Here is an 18,418-nt window from a genome sequence, read left to right as displayed (position 1 = left end):
CCCAATGGAGGACGATCATGAAGGCCATGCACATCACCCAGCCCGGCCAGGCGCAGTTGACCGATCTGCCGGAGCCGGTGGCCGGGGCGGGCGAAGTGGTGATCGCGCTGGCCTATGTGGGCTATTGCGGATCGGACCTCACCTCCTATCGCGGACTCAATCCGCTGGTGAGCTATCCGCGTGTGCCGGGTCACGAAATCTCCGGCACTATTGCCGCGCTGGGCGAGGGGGTGACCGGACTTGCCGTAGGGCAGGCGGTGACGGTGCTGCCCTATTTCAATTGCGGCAGCTGCCGGGCCTGCCGGTCGGGTCGGCCCAATGCATGCCCCAGCAACCAGACCATGGGGGTGCAGCGCGAGGGCGCCATGACCGGGCTGGTGGTGGTGCCGGCGAGCAAGGTGATCGCGGTCGACGGCATGGCTTTGCGGGACCTGGCCCTGGTGGAACCGTCGGCGGTCGGCTTTCACGCGGTGCGACGGGCCGAGTTGGTGGCTGGTGAAACGGTGGTAGTGCTGGGCTGCGGCATGATCGGGCTTGGGGTGCTGATGGGAGCGCTGCGGGTCGGGGCGCGGGTATTTGCCGTCGATCTCAGCGATGCGAAGCTGGCAGTGGCGCGCCAGTTGGGTGCGCATGAAGTGATCAATGCCCAGGGCGATCTGAAAGCAGCGATTGCGGCCCTGACCGGGGAAGGGCCGGACGTGGTGGTGGAGGCGGTGGGCGCGGAGGCAACGTTCCTGGAGGCCATCGATCTGGTCGCGACGGCGGGGCGTGTGGTCTATATCGGCTATGCCAAGGCCCCGATCGCCTATGAGACGAAGTATTTCATCACCAAGGAGCTCGACATTCGTGGCTCGCGCAATGCGCTGCGGGCCGATTTCGACGATGTCATCGCCTATCTCGGCGCGCATCCAGGCGCGGGCGAGCTGATCGTGTCGCGGGTGGTGGGACTGAAGGACGCACCGGCGGCGCTCGAGGATTGGCATGCCAATCCGGGTGAGTTCACGAAAATTCTGGTCGATCTGCGCGACTGATGCAGAGGCATTGACTCCGCGGCCCTGCATACGTGGTTGCACGACCGTAAAAAATCCCTAATCTGGCCACTCGTCCGGGGGCGAGAACAAGGCATGTCGGGCTTCGAAGAGGGTTTTGGCGAGGGGTTTCAAAGCGGCTTTGCGCTGGATGATGCCACCGCATTCACCCGACTGATGTTTGAACTTTACGAGTATCGCTGCGCGGTAACCGGGGAGCAGTTTGCCCCGTCCGCGCAACTGCCCCATCCCGAGCTCGAGATCTTCCTGTTCCTGCCGCTTGCGGCTGGCGGCGCACTGTCCTTTGGCAATGCCACTGTCGTCGAGGGCGCGGTCAAGGGGCTGATGGCCAAGGGGCTGGTGGTCGTTGACGACAATTATTGGGTGCTGGGCAAGGACGGGGCGCGCTGGACCAGAGGGCAGATGCTGTGGCGGCATGCGGACCGGGCCTTCTGGCCCGATCGCGCGCTGATGGCGCGGCACCGTGAATATTTCCAACGGCGGGATTGAAATTACACGCCGGGGCATTGGCAATCACGCTGCTGTGAGGGCAGATTGCCTGCATATTTGCGGAGTTCATCATGCCTTTTCCCGATCTCGTTCATCCCGCCATCGATGCCTATGAAAGTAAGGTCACCCCGCCGGGTGATTTCGCTGCCTTCTGGCAATCCAGCATTGCCGAGGCGCGCGCGGCCGGCGGCACGGCGAGCCTGGTGCCGACCGAGACGACGCTGAGCCTGGTCGAGGTGTTCGACGTCACCTTTCCCGGTTTTGGCGGGCATCCGATCAAGGGCTGGCTGACGCTGCCGCGCCAGCGTACTGGCAAGCTGCCGCTGGTGGTGCAGTTCATCGGCTATGGCGGCGGGCGCGGATTTCCGCATGAGCAATTGCATTGGGCGGCTTCGGGCTTTGCGCATTTCCGCATGGATACGCGCGGGCAGGGCAGCGGCTGGAGCACCGGGGCGACACCGGACCCGGTGGGCAGCACCAGCCAGATCCCCGGGGTGATGACGAAGGGCATTCTCGACAAGAACGACTATTACTATCGGCGTCTGTTCATCGACGGGGTGCGCGCCATCGATGCGCTGGGCGACCATGAGGCCATCGACCCGGAGCGGATCGCGGTCTGTGGTGGCAGTCAGGGCGGTGGCATTGCGCTGGCGGTGGTCGGCATCGACAACCGGGTCAAGGCGGTGATGCCGGACGTCCCGTTCCTCTGTGATTTCCCCCGAGCGGTGCGCACGGCGGGACGTGATCCCTATCTGGAAATCGTGCGCTTCCTGGCGCAGCATCGGCAACAGGCCGCGACGGTGTTCGAGACGCTGCGCTATTTCGACGGCGTCAATTTCGCGCGCCAGAGCCAGGCGGCGGCTTTGTTCTCGGTGGCGCTGATGGACGATATCTGCCCGCCATCGACGGTTTATGGGGCCTTCAAGGCTTTTGCCGGCAGCGACAAGACCATCACCGAATACGAGTTCAACAATCACGAGGGCGGCGGGCCCTTCCAGGAGCGGGCGCAAATGGCCTGGCTCAGCGAACGGTTTCTCTAGCTCTGCCCATATGTGAACGGGTGGCGGGGAACTTCGGTCCCGCCCCGCCGTTCCCCGGCCAGCGTCATCACCCCAGACAAACGGAGATGAAGACTATGGCTGACAAGCAACTGGACGATCTTTTCCTCGATACGCTCAAGGACATCTATTACGCCGAACGGCAGATCTTGAAGACGCTGCCGAAAATGGCCAAGGCGGCACAGTCCGAAGAGCTGCGCGCTGGCTTCGAGCAGCATCGTGCCGAAACCGAGGTGCATGTCGAACGGCTCGAACAGGTGTTCGAGCTGCTGGGCAAGGCCCCGCGCGGCAAGACCTGCGATGCCATCCTCGGCATTATCGAGGAAGGCAAGGAGATCATGGAGGATTTCAAGGGCACTTCGGCGCTCGATGCCGGCCTTGTCTCCTCCGCGCAGGCGGTGGAGCACTACGAAATGGCCCGCTATGGCACCCTGGCCACCTGGGCCAAGCAACTCGGCCATACCGAAGCGATGAACCTGTTCCTCGAAACCCTCAAGGAAGAGCAGGCCACCGACAAGAAGCTGTCGAGCCTCGCCAAGAGCTCGGTCAATCTCAAGGCGGCGTAAGCGCCACGGCGTGGCAAAGAAAAACGGGCCCATCGGGCCCGTTTTTATTGGGTCTGCCGCCCTGCGAGCTTAGCTCTCCGGACCTAGTGACCGAGAATCTTCCCACGGTGGAGATTTGCCGCGCAAAGCGCGGACGGTCATCAGTCGCGGGCGCGTTCGACGTAGGAATTGTCTTCGGTCAGGATGACGATGCGGGTGCCGGCGCCGATATGGGGCGGCACCATGACGCGCAGGCCATTGTTGAGCACGGCCGGCTTGAACGAAGACGACGCGGTCTGCCCCTTCACCACCGGCTCGGTCTCGACGATCTCGAAGGTCATGCGCTGCGGCAGTTCCAGCGACAGCGCGATGCCCTCATGGGTCATCAGGTGCACCTTCATGCCGTCCGTCAGATAGGCCTTCTGGTCGCCGACCACGTCGTCGCCGACGGTAATCTGCTCATAGGTGGACGGCTCCATGAAGTGGTGGCCTTCGCCGTCCGAATAGAGGTAGTCATATTCGCGGTCATCGACATCGGCCTTCTCGACCATTTCGACGGTGCGCCAGCGGCCGATCACCTTCACGCCATCGGAAATGCGGCGCATGGTGACGTTGGTCACCGAGTTGCCCTTGCCGGGGTGCACGTTTTCGGCGGTGAGGACGACGTGCAGATTGCCGTCCTGCTCGACCACATGACCCTTGCGCAGGGACGAGGCGATGACCTTGACCATAGTTCTTCCTTGTTCGTGTCGGCGGCGCGTATTAGAGGCAGGGCCATCGAGCGCCAGCATATGTCTGTCGAGCGCCCGATAAACTATTCCGAGCCATTTCGCCAGACCGGACGGCAAGAAACCGCATGTCAGCACCTTTCTCATCGGCGGCAACTCCCTGGTGGGATCGCGACCGCCATGCCGATCGCCGGCCGGCGCTGCTGGCGCGGTCGCGCATAGATGCTGCAATGCGCAACTGGTTTGCCGCGCGCGATTTCCTGATGGTCGATCCGCCGGGGCTGCAGCGGTCGCCCGGCAATGAGACGCATCTGCATGCCTTCGGCACGGTGATGACAGGCAATGACGGGCTGGGGCAGGACATGTATCTGCACACCTCGCCCGAATTCACCATGAAGAAGCTCTTGGCGGCAGGCGAGCGGCGGATCGCGAGCCTGCAGCATGTGTGGCGCAATCGCGAGCGCAGCGCGCTGCACCATCCCGAATTCACCATGCTGGAATGGTATCGGGCCGAAGAGGGCTATGACACCATCATCGCCGACACGCTGGCCCTGATCCGCCTGGCGGCGGATACGACCGGGATTGGTGCGTTTTCGTTTCGGGAGCGCCGCTGCGATCCGCGGGCCGAGGCGGAGCGGCTGAGCGTCGTCGACGCCTTCGAGCGCTATGCCGGCATCGACCTCTTCGCCACCATGGATGCGGATGGCGTGCCCGATGGCAATGCGCTGGCGGCCGAAATGGCGCATGTGGGCATGAGCCTGCCCGATGATCGCAGCTGGAGCTATCTGTTCACCCAGATCCTGTTGGAGCGGGTAGAGCCGCAGCTGGGCAATGGCCGGGTGACGGTGCTCGACCGCTACCCGGCCTGCGAGGCGGCGCTGGCGCGGCGCGTGCCCGGGGACCGGCGGGTGTCCGAGCGCTTCGAGGTCTATGCCTGTGGCGTCGAACTGGCCAATGGCTTTGGCGAACTGACCGACAAGGCTGAGCAGCGGCGGCGGTTCGAGGCGGAAATGGACGAGAAGCAGCGCATCTATGGCGAGCGCTATCCGATCGACGAGGATTTTTTGGCGGCGCTGGATTTCATGCCGGAGGCAAGCGGGGTGGCGCTGGGCTTTGACCGGCTGGTGATGCTGGCTACCGGGGTGCAGCGGATCGAGGCGGTGCTGTGGGCGCCGGTGGCGGCGTGAGTTTCTACCTTCGTCAATTCCCTCAGTCGTCACCCTCGGGCTTGACCCCATGGGCCTGTGCTTTTCTGCCTTTGCTCAAGTGTAGAGCCCTCGGGTCGAGCCCGAGGGTGACGAGCGGTGGAGGGGCGAGCGTTGGACAGGCGAGCGCTGGGCAGGTGAACGGTGGGGTGGCGCGATGAGTGCTCTCAAGACTGTTCGCGGTCTCGTAGAGGCTGGATTGGTGAAAGAGGAAAGTGGCCTCGACGCCGTCGCCGAGAAATATGCCATCTCCATCACCCCGGCAGTGCTGGCGCTGATCGATCCGAACGATCCGAATGACCCAATCGCCCGCCAATATGTGCCCGCGCCGGAGGAACTGGTGACGACGGCGGAGGAGCGGGCCGATCCGATCGGGGACCTGACGCATTCGCCGGTGGAAGGGATCGTGCATCGCTATCCGGACCGGGTGCTGCTCAAGGCTGTGCATGTTTGTCCGGTCTATTGCCGGTTCTGCTTCCGGCGGGAAATGGTGGGACCGCAGGGGCTGGGCACACTGACGGCGGGGGAGCTGGATGCGGCGATTGCCTATATCGCGGCGCACGAGGAGATCTGGGAAGTGATCCTCACCGGCGGCGATCCTCTGGTGCTGTCGCCACGGCGGTTGCACGTCATCATGGAAAAGCTGGCCGGCATCGCGCATGTCAAAGTCGTACGCTTCCATACGCGCGTGCCGGTGGTGGAGCCGGAACGGATCGACGCCGAGATGGTCGAGGCGCTCACCGCCAGCGGCAAGACCACCTACCTCGCCGTTCATGCCAACCATCCGCGCGAACTCACGGCGTTGGCGCGCACTGGCTTTGACCTTCTGATCGCGGGCGGCGTCGTGCTGATCAGCCAGTCGGTGCTGCTGGCCGGGGTGAATGACGATGCGGAGACGCTGGCGGCACTGATGCGCGGCTTTGTCGAGAACCGCATCCGCCCCTATTACCTGCACCATCCCGACCTGGCGCCGGGAACCGGGCATTTTCGGGTGAGCATCGAGGATGGGCAAAGGCTGGTGACGGCCTTGCGCGGGCGGATTTCGGGCCTCTGCCAACCCACCTATGTGCTCGATATTCCCGGCGGCCATGGCAAGGCCGATATCGGAGCGGCGGCGCTGGTCGGGAGTGACGGCTGCTTCACGGTGCGCGACTGGCAAGGCGGCGAACACGCCTATCCGCCGGTGGGCGATTAGCGCTCCTCGTCAGCTCGTGGCCCCACATAGGCGACCTCGCTGGGATAGATTGGGCCGCTGACATTGTCGAGGCCGAAAATCTCTTTGAGCTCGGCGATGATGGCTTCGCCCTCGGCGTGGTGGCGCGCCTCGTGCGCCTTGTCCTCATAGACGGCGACGAGCCGCTCGGTGCCATCGTCCTGGGCCTCGAAGGTGTAGTGCCAGAGATGGATGCGGTCAGCCAGTTCGAGGGGCACATAGAGGTCTGGCAGGCGGTCCTCGTCGGTGTCGGCATCGATGAGGCAATAGCTGCCCCAGCGTGGTTCCAGGCGCACTCGGTAGAGCGGTGGTGGAGGTTTTGCGTTGGGTTCGGGATGCTCGATGCTGGCAAAGGCCTCGACATCGACCTGCCGTTTCGGCGTCCAGATCAGATGGCTGGCGACGGTCATTACGATGACAACACCGGTGATAGGAATGGCGATTGCCCAGAGATCGGTAAGCGGGTGCAGGAGGCCGGCAGCCGCGGCGGCGAAGACCGCCAGTGTTGCAACACAATAGAGCAGGGCGGCATTGGTGGTTTGCCGCCGGCCCCTGGCTTCGAGCGGGGTTTCGGGCGGAAAGGCAAAGTAGGCCCAGGCGAGATAGGTGATCTGGGTCACCAGCCCGATGGCAAAGAGCGGTACGGCCCAGAGATTGAGCACCATCAGTGCCATGCCACCCATGCCGATGGCCATGCCTGAAACGCCCCAGAGCCAACGCTTGACTGCTTCCGCGGCTGGCTGCGGCTTCATGCTGAGCGCCGAGAGCATCTGGTCCATCAGCCGATCCATGACGACGCTGCGCATGACGGCAAGTCCGGCCAGCACGTAGAACCCGCCGACAATGCGCAGCAGGAATTCGATGACGGCCATTCAGCCCTCCGAGGGGGGCAGATAATCGACGCTGACAGGAACGAGGCTATTGTCCTCGATTTCGAAATGGATGGTGGCCCAGCCGCCGCTGGGGCAGCAATTGCCGTCATCGGCGCGCCAGAGCGGGGTGCGGGCATTGAGGGCGCCATAGAACCAGTCGTCGAAATCGAAGTCGACGCCCTTCCAGATTTCGAGGCCTTCGGGCAGCAGCGGCTTGATGTCGTCGCGCCAGCTCTCGATATCGATGCGTGTCCAATCCTCGCGATAGGCTGCCGCCCCGGTATCGCCGAAGAGATAGAGCCGATCGGCATTATAGGCGCCGGTGCCGGCGGTGACCCCCGCGACATGCAGCATGGTCTGTTCGGCGGCGAGGCGGGGCGGCTCGAAGCGGTAGCCGTCGAAGCCGCTGTCGAACAGCGACCAGGCGCCGTCGGCGTAATAGAACAGCACGAAGCCGCCGAGCACGCCATCGGCATCGGTAAAGCCGGACTGGGTCTGCCAGGCGAATAGGGGGTCGCCCTCGGCATCGCCCCAGCCGGAATTGAGCCGGCCCGAGGTCAGGACCTTGCAATTCTTGAGCTGGGTTTCGAGGCAGGTCTGGTCGAGCTGGGTGAGATCGAGCCCGGCGGCAAAGGCGTTGCGGGGCAGAAACAGCAGGATCGCGACGCCGGTTGCGACCAGGATCGGCAGGATGAGGCGGCTGGGACGTTTCATTGGCGGTCTCCACTTGCGGGCATTGTGGCGCGGCGGGCAGAGATTGCAGCCCCGGATTTGGGGTGGCTGGATTTAGCTTTTGGTCGTTGCAGCAGGTTATCACACAAGCCCATGAGCGCTCTGCATACCCCCACCCAACCTCCCCCTGAAGAAGGGGGAGGAGCCGAGACGTCCGTGAGCAGGATCATGTTATGCCAGGCCGCGGCGGATGGCTTCGCGGGTGGCTTCGGCGCGGCTCGAGACGCAGAGTTTCTGGTAGATGACCTTGACATAGGAGGCGACGGTCTGGGGTTGCAGGCCGATGCGACGGGCGGCTTCGGCGACAGTGAGGCCGCGGGCGAGCAGGGTGAGGACTTCGGTTTCGCGGGGGCTGAGGCCGGCCTCATCGTCGCTCTTTTTCGGCGGAGCGCGAAAGTGGCTGAGCATGCGCAGAGCGATGGAGGGGGAGAGCGGGGGCTCGCCGCGCTCGATGCGCTGCAAATAGCTCACCAGCAGCCCGGCCTCCTCGTCCTTGAGCACATAGCCGCGCGCACCAGCGGCGATGGCGTCGAACAAATGGGCGTCGTCGTCATAGATGGTGGCGACGATGGGGAGCACGTCGGGTTGCTCGGCTTGCAGGCGGCGGACGATGTCGATGCCGGTGCCGTCGGGGAGGCCGAGATCGACAATGGCGAGCCAGAGCCCCCGGCCATGCTGATCGAGCCAGGCATTGGCGGCCTTGAGGCTGCCGACCGTGGCGATGTCGATGCCGGGGAAGGCGCGCGCCAAGACGCCCAGCATCCAGTCCCGCGTCGTGGGTTGGTCTTCGATCAAGAGGCAGCGGCGCGGGGCGGGGGCGTGTTCCATCATGGGGGCGAGTCTAGCGCGGCCATTGCTGCCTGCACCCCCGGTTCCGGGGGATTTGCGGCCAGGGTCAGCGTCAGGCTTAGGACGATGGTGGTGCCCACACCATTGCCGATGCTGACCGAGCCGCCCAGATCCTCGATGCGCTGGCGCAGGCTGCGCAGGCCATAGCCGGTGGTTTCGCCCTTGAGCGCGGCAGGCGGCAGGCCCGCGCCATTATCGGCAAAGCGCAGGGTGAGGCGGTTGGCGTGCTGCTCGGGGGTGACGACGAGCTCGGTGGCGCCGGAATGGCGGATGACGTTGGAGACGATCTCGCGCACGGCCGAGGTCAGGGCCTTGTGGATGCGATAATCCAGCCGGAAGGGCGGCGCCTCGGTTTCGGGCAGCGGCCAGTCGAGCGCGATGCCGGCGGCTTCGAGCCGGCGCGCGGCTTCGTGGCGGATTTCGGCCAGCACCCGCTCGAGCTCGGCTTCCTCGCCGGCCAGGCCGGAGACAATGGCGCGGATATCGCTGAGTGCGGCCTGCAGGGTCGGACGGGTGCGCTCGTCGGCGGTGTGGAGGCCGGTGAGGAGGCGGGCGCCGACATCGTCGTGCAGGTCGCGCGCCATGCGCCGCCGCTCTTCGCCCACGCCGCGCATATAGGCCTGGCGGCTTTCCTCGGCGCGCTCGGTCAGCGTGACGAGATTGGTGGCGAGCTTGACATCGGCGGGGGAAAAGAGGCCCCGCCCGGAATGGGGAAAAGTGAGGCGCAAAGGCGGCGAGTTGCCGACCGCGGGCAGGTCGAGAATGAGGCCATCATCTTGGGCGACGGGCGTCGTGACGGGGGCAGTCGCCTCGATCTCAAGCGGGTCGAAGAGCCGGGCCAGCAGAGCGCGCCAGCGCTGGTCGCTTTCCTCGGGCGAGGGCGCAAAGGCGACGTCGAGGGCGGCGGAGAACAATTCATGCTGGGGCAGGCGGCGGCGGGCGGTGAGGCGGCGCCAGACCCAGTCGCGCAGCGGCAGATAGACGAAGGCGACGAGGGCGAGTGACAGGCCCAAAGCCGGCGCGGCGTCGAAATTCAGCACCACGATAAGCGCCATGTCGATGAGCAGCATCAGGATGGCGCCGGAGGTGTAGAAGAGAATGCGATAGGCCCAGTCGCCCAATTCGAACAGGCGGTAGCGTGCGATCCCCAGCGCCAGGCCGGCATAGATGACGATCAACACGCCGGTGACATGGGTCTGCGGAATGCCGATGGGCAGGTCGAGCAGGATGGGCAGGGCGCCGAAGACCGTATAGGCGAGGCAGCCCACGGCGATGGACAGGCCCAGCCAGCCGAGGGCGGCGCGCTCGGCCGGATCGTGGCGGGTCTGCCACCATTGGGCGGCGATGGCGCCGAGAATGACCAGGGTGGCGGCGGCGATGTAGATATAGAGCTGACTGGGGCCGAAGCCGGTCTGCGTGACGATCAGAAACATCATGCCGGCCTGCACCGGCAAGAGCAGCCACAGCCAGGCGAAGCGCACCAGCTGGACCGGATAGATCAGCAATAGTCCGATCATGGCGACGCCGAAGGTAACGGCGCCGATGGAATTGATGGGCTGGAGGATGGAAAAGAGGTTTCCGTCGATGGCCAGCGCCCGATTGGCATAGATGGCCGAGGTCGCGGTCGACATCATCATGCCCAGCGCGCTGACCAGGAACAGCATCGGCGCGAGCTTGCGCGGACGCAGGGCCCAGACCCAGCCGGCGATCATTACCGCGCCGATACCGGTGAGCAGCTGCACCCAGAACCCATCCGGCAAAGCAAAGAAGGGGCGGAACTCGACAAAGGCTGAGGTCACGCTGCGCGTGCCGTCGAGCGGGTCGATGGCGTGGATTTCGATCTTTTCCTGCGGATTGGCAAGCAGGGCATTGAGCAGGCTCTGGCGCGCGAAGAAGGCGTTGATCTCGGCATAGCTCGACAGGCTGTCCGGCTCGGGGAGGATATCGAGGGCCTCGATAGGCACGGGTGCACCGCCGGGAATGGAGATGGCCTCGACCCGGGCGCCAATGCGCGGTTGCGGCTCGGGGAAATAGGCGAGGTCGCTATAGCCCGCGATCACGACGCCCTGACCATCGGGCGCGGCAGCCAGCTTGATGCCGAACCATGGCACCGACATGGTGCCGGCTGAGATGACGAAGAAGGACATCGCCGCGCAGAAGGCGGCGACGATGATCAGCAACAGGCCGGGCGTGGCAAAAGCAGGGCGCATCCGCGCATATGATGGGCGAAATTGCCCGCTGGCAAGGGTTTGGTAAACCCTGCGTTAACGCGCATCCCCGGCCTTTGATGGGCGGCCTTCCTAGCCGCGAAAAATGTCGAAGGCGCCGATAGCCTGGGTCGTTGCCATCAGCTGGATCTTGTTGACGTTGACATGTTCGGGCAGCGAGGTGGCCCAGAAGATGCTTTCTGCGATGTCTTCGGCGGTCATGGCCTTGGTGCCGGAATAGACATTGCCCGCCTTGTCGGCGTCGCCCTTGAAGCGCACGAGGGAGAATTCGGTTTCGGTAAGGCCCGGCTCGATATCGGTGACGCGCACATTCTTGCCCTGCAGATCCGAGCGGATGGCGAGGGCGAAATGCTTCACGAAGGCCTTGGTCGCGGCATAGACCGAACCGCCGGGATAGGCATATTCGCCCGCTACCGAGCCCAGCGTCACCACATGACCGCCGCCGCGGGCGATGAGGCCGGGCAGCAGCAGGCGCACGGTATAAACAAGGCCGGAGACATTGGTGTCGATCATGGTCTGCCAGTCATCTAGACTGGCCTCGGCTGCCGGCTGCAGGCCCAGCGCCAGGCCGGCATTGGCCAGCACGATATTGATGGCGTCGAAGGGGGCGGGGATATCGGCAATGGCCTGTTCGACAGCGGCGCGGTCGCGCACATCGAGCGCGATGATGTGGCAGTTTTCCTTGCCCAGTTCTTCTTGCAGCTCGACCAGTCGATCCTGACGGCGGCCGGTCGCGATCACCTTGGCGCCGGCGGCGACATAGCGCCGGGCGGCGGCGGCACCGAAGCCGGACGTGGCGCCGGTGATGAAGACGACAAAGCGGCTGGGATCGAGCAGCTGGTACATATCGGGTCCTGGGGGATAGGGCATCAAGGCCGGCAGGGTGGACCGAACCGCGCCTCGGCGTCAATATTTGCAGTGGTGCAAAGCCTTGATGGTGGAATGGGTGGGGCAGTGGCGCCGTTGCCCATAGGACACGGTTGGCAAGGCAATTGGCTTCGCAATGGTCTTTGCGGGTGGCCGGGAGCGGCAGAGCGCCCTAAACTTGCCATCAAATCTACGCCATTTGGGCAGGCGCAACGCGTCGGCGCGAAATGGGGGCGGTGTCTTAACACAATCTTTCCGCCCAACTGGCAATTTGAGCTTTAGCCCAATTGGTTGAAGCGTAACGGGCGGGTTTAGGTTGCAGAGCGCGCGTATTGTATCGAGTCTTGGCGCAATGTGCCTCGTGGTTGCCGGATTGGCCGCGACGGCGCCGTCTGCGCATGCCTTTGAACTTTTCGGCATCAAGTTTTTTGAAAGCGATGCTGACCGGGATGCCGAATCCGTCATCGTCGATCCGCAGCCCTATGTGGTGAGCTTTGCCGTCAATGAGACCGGCGATGTCGAAACCGCCGTGCGCAATGCATCGACCTTGTTGTCCGACCAGGCCGAGCCGGCCTCGGGCGCTGCCGGGCTGATCGCCAAGGCGCGGGGCGACTATCGCCGCATCCTCGCCGCACTTTACGCCCAGGGCCGCTATGGCGGGGCGGTGAGCATCCGCATTGGCGGGGTCGAGGCAGCCAATCTGGCGCCCGACGTCAATTTGCCCGATCCGGTGGATGTGACGGTGGCTGTTACTGCCGGACCGGCCTTTACCTTCGGCAATGTGCAGATCGTCAATCAGGCACCCTATACGGCAGACCCGCTGGATCAGGTCGAGCTGCCATCGCTGCGCGGCTTCGGGGCTGGCGAGGTGGCGCGGTCCACGGTGATCGTGCGCGCCGAACAACTGGCCGTGGAGGCCTGGCGGCAGCAGGGTTATGCCAAGGCGGAAGTGACCGGGCGTGACGTGGTGGCCGATCACGCTACCAATACTGTCGACGTGACCATTACCGTCAATCCCGGCCGCCATGCCGCCTTCGGGCCGATCGCGGTCAGCGGCACCACCAATATGAATCCCGAATTCGTCGCCCTGCAGACCGGGCTGGCGGTGGGGCAGGACTATGATCCGGATGATGTGGCGCGGGCGCAGAAGCGCCTCGATCGCCTGGAAGTCTTCCGCTCGGCGCGCATGCAGGCCGGCGACAGCATCGGGGCCGATGGGCTCTTGCCCTATGACCTGATCGTCGAGGAATTGCCGGGTCGTCGTTTCGGTGCCGGCGCCACCTATTCGACGGTCGATGGGCTGGGGCTCGAGGCCTATCATTTGTGGCGCAATCTCTTCGGGCAGGCCGAACGGCTGCGGCTCGATGCGCGCGTCGCCAGCATTGCCTGGCCGATCAATACCTCGCAGTTCGACTATTATTTCGGCGGCACCTTCACCAAGCCCGGCTTCTATCATCCCGACGTCGATCTGGTGGCGGTGGTGTCGGGCGAGCGCACCATCTACCCGACCTATACCGAGACCTCGGCGGCCGGTCGGCTGGGGCTGAGCTGGTTTTATTCGGACGAATTGACCTTCGAGGGTGGCGCCAGCTTCAAGCGGGCGCGCTTCGAGGACGGGTTCGGCACCCGCGATTTCGCCACGGCCGGGCTTTATGCTGGCGCGACCTTTGACGGGCGCAACAGCAAGGTCGACCCGACCGAGGGCTTTTATGCCTCTGGCAATATCGAGCCCTATTACGATTTCATCTATGGCAATCCGGGCGCGCGCATCGTCATCGAGGGGCGCACTTATTTCGGCTTCTCCGAGGACGATGCCTATGTGCTGGCGGGCCGCATCAAGGCCGGGGCGCTGGTGGGGCCGTCGCTCGACCAGATTCCGCCCGACAAGCTGTTCTTCGCCGGTGGCGGCGGCTCGGTGCGCGGCTATGGCTTCAAGTCCATCGGCGTCGACAATGGCTCGGGCGTGGTCACCGGCGGGCGTTATCTGCTCGAAGGGTCGCTGGAAGCGCGGGTGAAGGTGACCGAGGATATCGGCGTTGTCGGCTTCATCGATGGCGGCTATGTCGCTGCCGACACTTTCCCCTCCATCCAGGATCTGCGTCTCGGGGCGGGCCTCGGCGTGCGCTATTATACCGGGCTCGGGCCGTTGCGGCTCGACCTGGCGCTGCCGCTCAACAAGCGGCCGGGTGATCCTGACTATGCTATTTACGCCGGTATCGGGCAGGCGTTCTGATGATGAAACTGTTCAAGAACCGCCGGCGCACCATCATGGCGGCAGTGCTGCTGACGCCATTTCTTGCCGTGCCAGCGGTGTTGGTGGCGCAAGACGTGCTCACCATGTCCGACGACGAGCAGAAGGACTGGCTGACCAGCTTCGTGCAGGATCGATTGTCGACGCCTGAGCGGCAGATCCGGCTGTCCAATATCGATGGCGCCCTGGGCTCGGATGTGTCGGTGCGCCAGATCACCATTGCCGACGAGCAGGGGGTGTGGCTGCGCGTCAACAATGCGCGGCTCAACTGGAACCAGGCGGCGCTGTTCACCGGCAAACTCGACGTGCGCACGCTGGCCGCCGACTCGATCGAATATCTGCGCAATGCCGTGCCGGCCGAAAACACTGTCGACCTGCCGGCGCCGGAAGCGGGCGGACTGGAAATTCCGGACTTCCCGGTTGCGATCCAGCTGGGCGAATTGTCGGTGCCCAAGGTTACGTTCGGCGAAAGCGTTTTCGGGCTCGGCTCGGAAATCTCGCTGACCGGCGCGCTGTCGCTGGAAGGCGGCAATCTCGACACCACGCTCGATATCGTGCGGCTGGACGGTCCGGGGGGCACGCTGGGCCTCAAGGTGGACTACAAACGCGCCGACAATGTCATCGACCTCTCGCTCGATCTCAACGAGCCGGCCAATGGCGTGTTGGCGAACCTGCTCAGCATCGAGGGCCGGCCAGCCATGCAGCTGACGCTGCAGGGGCAGGGGCCGGTGGCCGATCTGACGGCGCAGATGCAATTGCTCGCCGATGGCCAGTCGGCCCTGAGCGGCACCGCAACGATCGCCCAGCAGGCAGAAGGCTTTGCCATCGCCGCCAATCTCGGTGGTCCACTATCGACACTGGTGGCCGAACCCTACCGGGCGTTTTTCGGCGCCGATACGCGGCTGACGGCGCAGGCGCTGTTGCGCAGTGCGGGCGGCGTCGAGCTCTCCAACCTGACGCTCAATGGCGGGCAGCTGGCGCTGACAGCAAGCGCCACGACAACCGCAGATAATTTCCTCTCGCGTCTCGTGATCGACGCCGCCATTGCCGATCCGGCGGGTGGCGTGGTGACGCTGCCGGTCGCCGGCAATGCGACCAAGGTCAACAAGGCGCAGTTCAAGGTCGATTTCGGTACGGCGGGCAGCGAGGATTGGACGGCCGAACTGGGCGTCGACGGCTTTTCGACCGATGACATCCGCGCCGAACGGCTGGCGCTGGCAGTGAATGGCGTTGCCAGCAATCTCTCCGATCCGACCCGCCGCATGGTGACCTTCAATGGCGACGGCACGCTGTCCGGCGTGACCGGCGATGCCGGGCTGGAGGCCGCTTTGGGTGACAGCGTCGGTCTGGGCATAGCCGGGCTGTGGAATGCCGGGCAGCCGATCCAGCTGGCCGAACTGCGCGTCGTGGGCGAGGCACTGGTGGCGACGCTGTCGGGCACGATCGATGGCACCGATTTCGACGGCCGCATCGGCGTCGAGACCGGCAATATTGGGGCCTTCTCGGGACTTGCTGGACGCGAGCTGACCGGCGCACTGTCGCTGGTCGCCGATGGCAAGCTGATGCCGGTGAGCGGCGGTTTCGACCTGCGCTTTGACGGAACCGGGACCAATCTTTCCATCGACGACGCCACCGCCGATGCGCTGCTGGCCGGCACGGTCGATATCGGCGGAAGGCTGGCGCGCACCGATGCGGGGATCGTGGCCGAAGGCTTTTCGATCAGCAATCCGCAGGTGCGGTTCAATGCCGATGGTACCTATGCCAGCGACACCGCCGACTTCACCATTGCTCTCGATCTCAGCGATCTCGGACTGGTTTCCGACGATGCCAGTGGCGCGCTGGCGGTGCGCGGTTCGGCGCGCTCGGCGGCAGCGGACCAGCCGCTGGTGCTGCTGCTGGATGGCCAGGTGCCGAGCGGTACATTGGCGGGACGCGCCTTGCGGAATGCGCAGGTCACACTTGCGGCAAATCTCCTCAATGGTCGTTTGCGCGGCGATGTCACCGGCAGCGCCGAACTCGATGGACATCGGGCGACGCTGATCACCCATCTTGAGTCTGACGAGGCCACCCAGGCGCTGTCCGATATCGGCTTCGAGATCGCCGGCACCCGCATTTCCGGCGGTATCATCCGCAGTGTCGAGACCGGACTGCTGGACGGTAGGCTGGACGTGGTGGCGCCGGATGTGTCGCTGGCTGCAGCTTTGCTGCTGGCCGATGCCTCTGGCGCGGTCAATGCGGCGGTTGAATTCAAGCCCGACAATGGCCAGCAGGGGCTGGGCGTGACGGCCAATGCCAGCAATTTCCGGTTCAACGACATTGCCGTGGGCCGGGCCGATATTTCTGCAGGGATCGCTGACCTCTTCGGCGTGCCGGTGGTCGATGGTTCGGCCAGCGCCACCACGGTCCGGGCGGCGGGCGTGGTGATCAACACGCTCGATGCCCGCGCCAACCAGAGCGGTGACACCACCAATTTCGACGCGCAGGCGGCGCTGGCCACCGGCACCAGTATCGAAGTGGCCGGGGCGCTGAGCCCGATTGCCGATGGCTATCGACTGGCGCTCGACCGCGCCAATCTGGTGCAGGGCAGCCTCTCGGCGCGGCTGACCAATCCCAGCGCGCTGGTGGTGCGTGGCTACAGCGTTGCGCTCGACGCCATCCGCTTCGATGTCGGCTCCGGCAGCGTTACCGCGACCGGCACGGCCGGCACGGCGCTCGACATGGTGGTCGATATCGCCAATCTGCCACTGTCCATCGCCAATGCCGTGGCGCCCGATCTGGGACTGGCCGGCACGCTCAATGGCCGGGCTACGGTTTCGGGCACTGCATCCGACCCGCAGGTGCGCTTCCAGGCGCAGGCCAGCGGCGTCGGGGCGGCTGCGATTGCCTCCTTCGGCATTACCCCGATCAGCGTTTCGGCTAATGGCACCTATGCCGGGCAGGCCGTGGTTCTGGATGCGCTGACGGCCAATGGCGCCGGCGGGCTCGCCGTAACCGGTTCGGGCCGCGTGCCGCTGGAAGGCAGTGGCCTCGCGCTCAATCTCGAAGGCTTGGCGCCGCTGGCCCTGGCCAATCAGTTCGTCGCCGACCGTGGCGGCCAGCTTTCGGGCACCGCCAATATCAATGCGCGGGTGAGCGGCAGCCTCGACAATCCGGTTTTTGCCGGAACGGTATCGACGGCAGGGGCCGGTTATGTCGATCCCGAGCTCAACCTGCGCCTGACCGATATCAATGGCCGGGTGCAGTTGACCGGCACCAGTGCCACGGTGGAAAGCCTTTCTGCCAATCTGTCCACCGGCGGCAGCGTGTCTGCCTCCGGAACGGTAGGGCTCACCGGGGCTTTCCCGGCCAATCTCAACGTCACCATCAATTCGGCGCGCTATTCGGATGGCGATCTTTTCGTCGCCACGGTGTCGGGTGGGCTGGCGCTGACTGGCAATCTCACCGGCACGCCGCTGCTGGCGGGCAATGTGCTGATCGAAAACGCCAATATCACTGTGCCGGAAGGCTTTGGCGGCGGCGCGGCGCTGATCGATGTCACCCATATTCGCACGCCGGCGCCAGTGGCGCAGACGCTGCAACGCGCGCGCATCGACGCCGGTGGCGCGCCGGTGCCGCAGACGCGTTCGCCGGGCCTGTTGCTCGACATCAATGTCAGCGCGCCGAACCAGATCTTCATTCGCGGCCGCGGGCTCGACGCGGAAGTGGGTGGATCGGTGCGGCTCACGGGCCCGATCAGCAATATCCAGCCGGTCGGCGCCTTTGCGCTCAATCGCGGGCGGCTGTCGATCCTGGGCCAGCGCATCACCTTCGAGCAGGGCAATGTGACCCTGGTGGGCGATCTCGATCCGCAGCTCAATTTCGTCGCCACCACCGATAGCAACGACATCACTGTGATCGTGACCGTTACTGGCCGTGTCTCGGCGCTGGAGATCAATTTCTCCTCCAATCCGAGCCTGCCGCAGGACGAGGTGCTGGCGCGCCTGCTGTTCAAGCGCTCGATGGGCGAATTGTCGCCGCTGCAGCTGGCGCAATTGGCGGCAGCCGCGGCGGAACTGGTGGGCGGCGGCAGTGGCGGCGGCCTGCTCAACGATATTCGCGGGGCCGCGGGCCTCGCCGATCTCGATGTCGTTACCGACGCCAAGGGCAATGTCGGGGTGCAGGCCGGCACCTATCTGCAGGACAATGTCTATCTCGGCGTCACTGCGGGGGCCAATGGCCAGTCCAAGGTGACGATCAATCTCGATGTCACCGACAATCTGACGGTCAAGGGCGCCGCCGGACAGGACGGCAATTCCAGCGTCGGCGTGTTCTACGAGCAGGACTATTAAGGCG

Annotated in this window: 14 protein-coding genes; 8 read left to right on the top strand and 6 right to left on the bottom strand. The window is 64.8% G+C overall.

Annotation, left to right across the window (positions count from 1 at the left end; genetic code table 11):
• Positions 1 to 17 precede the first annotated feature (17 nt).
• From DEVEQU_RS13245 to DEVEQU_RS13230, 4 genes are all read left to right on the top strand, one after another.
• A complete protein-coding gene (locus DEVEQU_RS13245) occupies positions 18 to 1,031 on the top strand; it encodes a zinc-binding alcohol dehydrogenase family protein (RefSeq protein ID WP_126151072.1) in 1,014 nt (337 codons plus the stop codon).
• A 93-nt stretch (positions 1,032 to 1,124) separates the two neighbouring features.
• Complete coding sequence (locus tag DEVEQU_RS13240) at positions 1,125 to 1,538, top strand: hypothetical protein (RefSeq protein ID WP_126151071.1); 414 nt, start codon at positions 1,125 to 1,127, stop codon at positions 1,536 to 1,538.
• Positions 1,539 to 1,609: 71 nt separating this feature from the next.
• A complete protein-coding gene (locus tag DEVEQU_RS13235; protein WP_126151070.1) occupies positions 1,610 to 2,578 on the top strand; it encodes an acetylxylan esterase in 969 nt (322 codons plus the stop codon).
• Between the two features lie 95 nt (positions 2,579 to 2,673).
• The gene (locus tag DEVEQU_RS13230; RefSeq protein WP_126151069.1) at positions 2,674 to 3,162 is read left to right on the top strand and encodes a YciE/YciF ferroxidase family protein; all 489 of its coding nucleotides are present in this window, start codon (positions 2,674 to 2,676) and stop codon (positions 3,160 to 3,162) included.
• Between the two features lie 140 nt (positions 3,163 to 3,302).
• On the opposite strand, the gene efp is transcribed toward DEVEQU_RS13230, so the two are convergent.
• Entirely contained in the window at positions 3,303 to 3,872 is a 570-nt protein-coding gene (gene efp / locus DEVEQU_RS13225; RefSeq protein WP_126151068.1) for an elongation factor P, read from the bottom strand.
• A 125-nt stretch (positions 3,873 to 3,997) separates the two neighbouring features.
• On the opposite strand from efp, the gene epmA reads away from it, so the two are divergent.
• Both epmA and DEVEQU_RS13215 read left to right on the top strand, forming a co-directional pair.
• Entirely contained in the window at positions 3,998 to 5,056 is a 1,059-nt protein-coding gene (gene epmA, locus DEVEQU_RS13220; protein WP_126151067.1) for an EF-P lysine aminoacylase EpmA, read from the top strand.
• Positions 5,057 to 5,231: 175 nt separating this feature from the next.
• Positions 5,232 to 6,269, top strand: coding sequence for a lysine-2,3-aminomutase-like protein (locus DEVEQU_RS13215; protein WP_126151066.1), 1,038 nt, complete (start codon positions 5,232 to 5,234; stop codon positions 6,267 to 6,269).
• Here the strand turns inward: DEVEQU_RS13215 and DEVEQU_RS13210 are convergent.
• The 5 genes from DEVEQU_RS13210 to DEVEQU_RS13190 all read right to left on the bottom strand — a co-directional run bounded on the left by DEVEQU_RS13210 (position 6,266) and on the right by DEVEQU_RS13190 (position 11,814).
• On the bottom strand, positions 6,266 to 7,159 hold the full coding sequence (locus DEVEQU_RS13210; RefSeq protein WP_126151065.1) for a hypothetical protein: 894 nt from the start codon (positions 7,157 to 7,159) through the stop codon (positions 6,266 to 6,268). The two genes, DEVEQU_RS13215 and DEVEQU_RS13210, sit on opposite strands and share 4 nt — an antisense overlap.
• Complete coding sequence (locus DEVEQU_RS13205) at positions 7,160 to 7,873, bottom strand: hypothetical protein (protein ID WP_126151064.1); 714 nt, start codon at positions 7,871 to 7,873, stop codon at positions 7,160 to 7,162.
• Between the two features lie 189 nt (positions 7,874 to 8,062).
• On the bottom strand, positions 8,063 to 8,722 hold the full coding sequence (locus tag DEVEQU_RS13200; RefSeq protein WP_223214218.1) for a response regulator: 660 nt from the start codon (positions 8,720 to 8,722) through the stop codon (positions 8,063 to 8,065).
• Positions 8,719 to 10,950, bottom strand: a complete 2,232-nt coding sequence (locus DEVEQU_RS13195) for a sensor histidine kinase (RefSeq protein WP_126151063.1) — start codon at positions 10,948 to 10,950, stop codon at positions 8,719 to 8,721. The genes DEVEQU_RS13200 and DEVEQU_RS13195 overlap by 4 nt, the downstream gene beginning before the upstream one ends.
• Positions 10,951 to 11,040: 90 nt before the next feature.
• Positions 11,041 to 11,814, bottom strand: coding sequence for an SDR family NAD(P)-dependent oxidoreductase (locus tag DEVEQU_RS13190; RefSeq protein WP_126151062.1), 774 nt, complete (start codon positions 11,812 to 11,814; stop codon positions 11,041 to 11,043).
• A 373-nt stretch (positions 11,815 to 12,187) separates the two neighbouring features.
• On the opposite strand from DEVEQU_RS13190, the gene DEVEQU_RS13185 reads away from it, so the two are divergent.
• Both DEVEQU_RS13185 and DEVEQU_RS13180 read left to right on the top strand, forming a co-directional pair.
• Positions 12,188 to 14,068, top strand: coding sequence for an autotransporter assembly complex protein TamA (locus DEVEQU_RS13185; protein WP_126151061.1), 1,881 nt, complete (start codon positions 12,188 to 12,190; stop codon positions 14,066 to 14,068).
• Positions 14,068 to 18,414 (top strand): translocation/assembly module TamB domain-containing protein, encoded by a 4,347-nt coding sequence (locus DEVEQU_RS13180; protein WP_126151060.1) that lies wholly within the window; start codon positions 14,068 to 14,070, stop codon positions 18,412 to 18,414. The genes DEVEQU_RS13185 and DEVEQU_RS13180 overlap by 1 nt, the downstream gene beginning before the upstream one ends.
• Positions 18,415 to 18,418 lie beyond the last annotated feature (4 nt).

The organism is Devosia equisanguinis, from assembly GCF_900631955.1.
In the GTDB taxonomy this organism is placed as follows: Bacteria; Pseudomonadota; Alphaproteobacteria; order Rhizobiales; family Devosiaceae; genus Devosia; species Devosia equisanguinis.
Note: the sequence above shows the minus strand (reverse complement) of the source record. Positions and strands in the feature narration are given on the sequence as shown.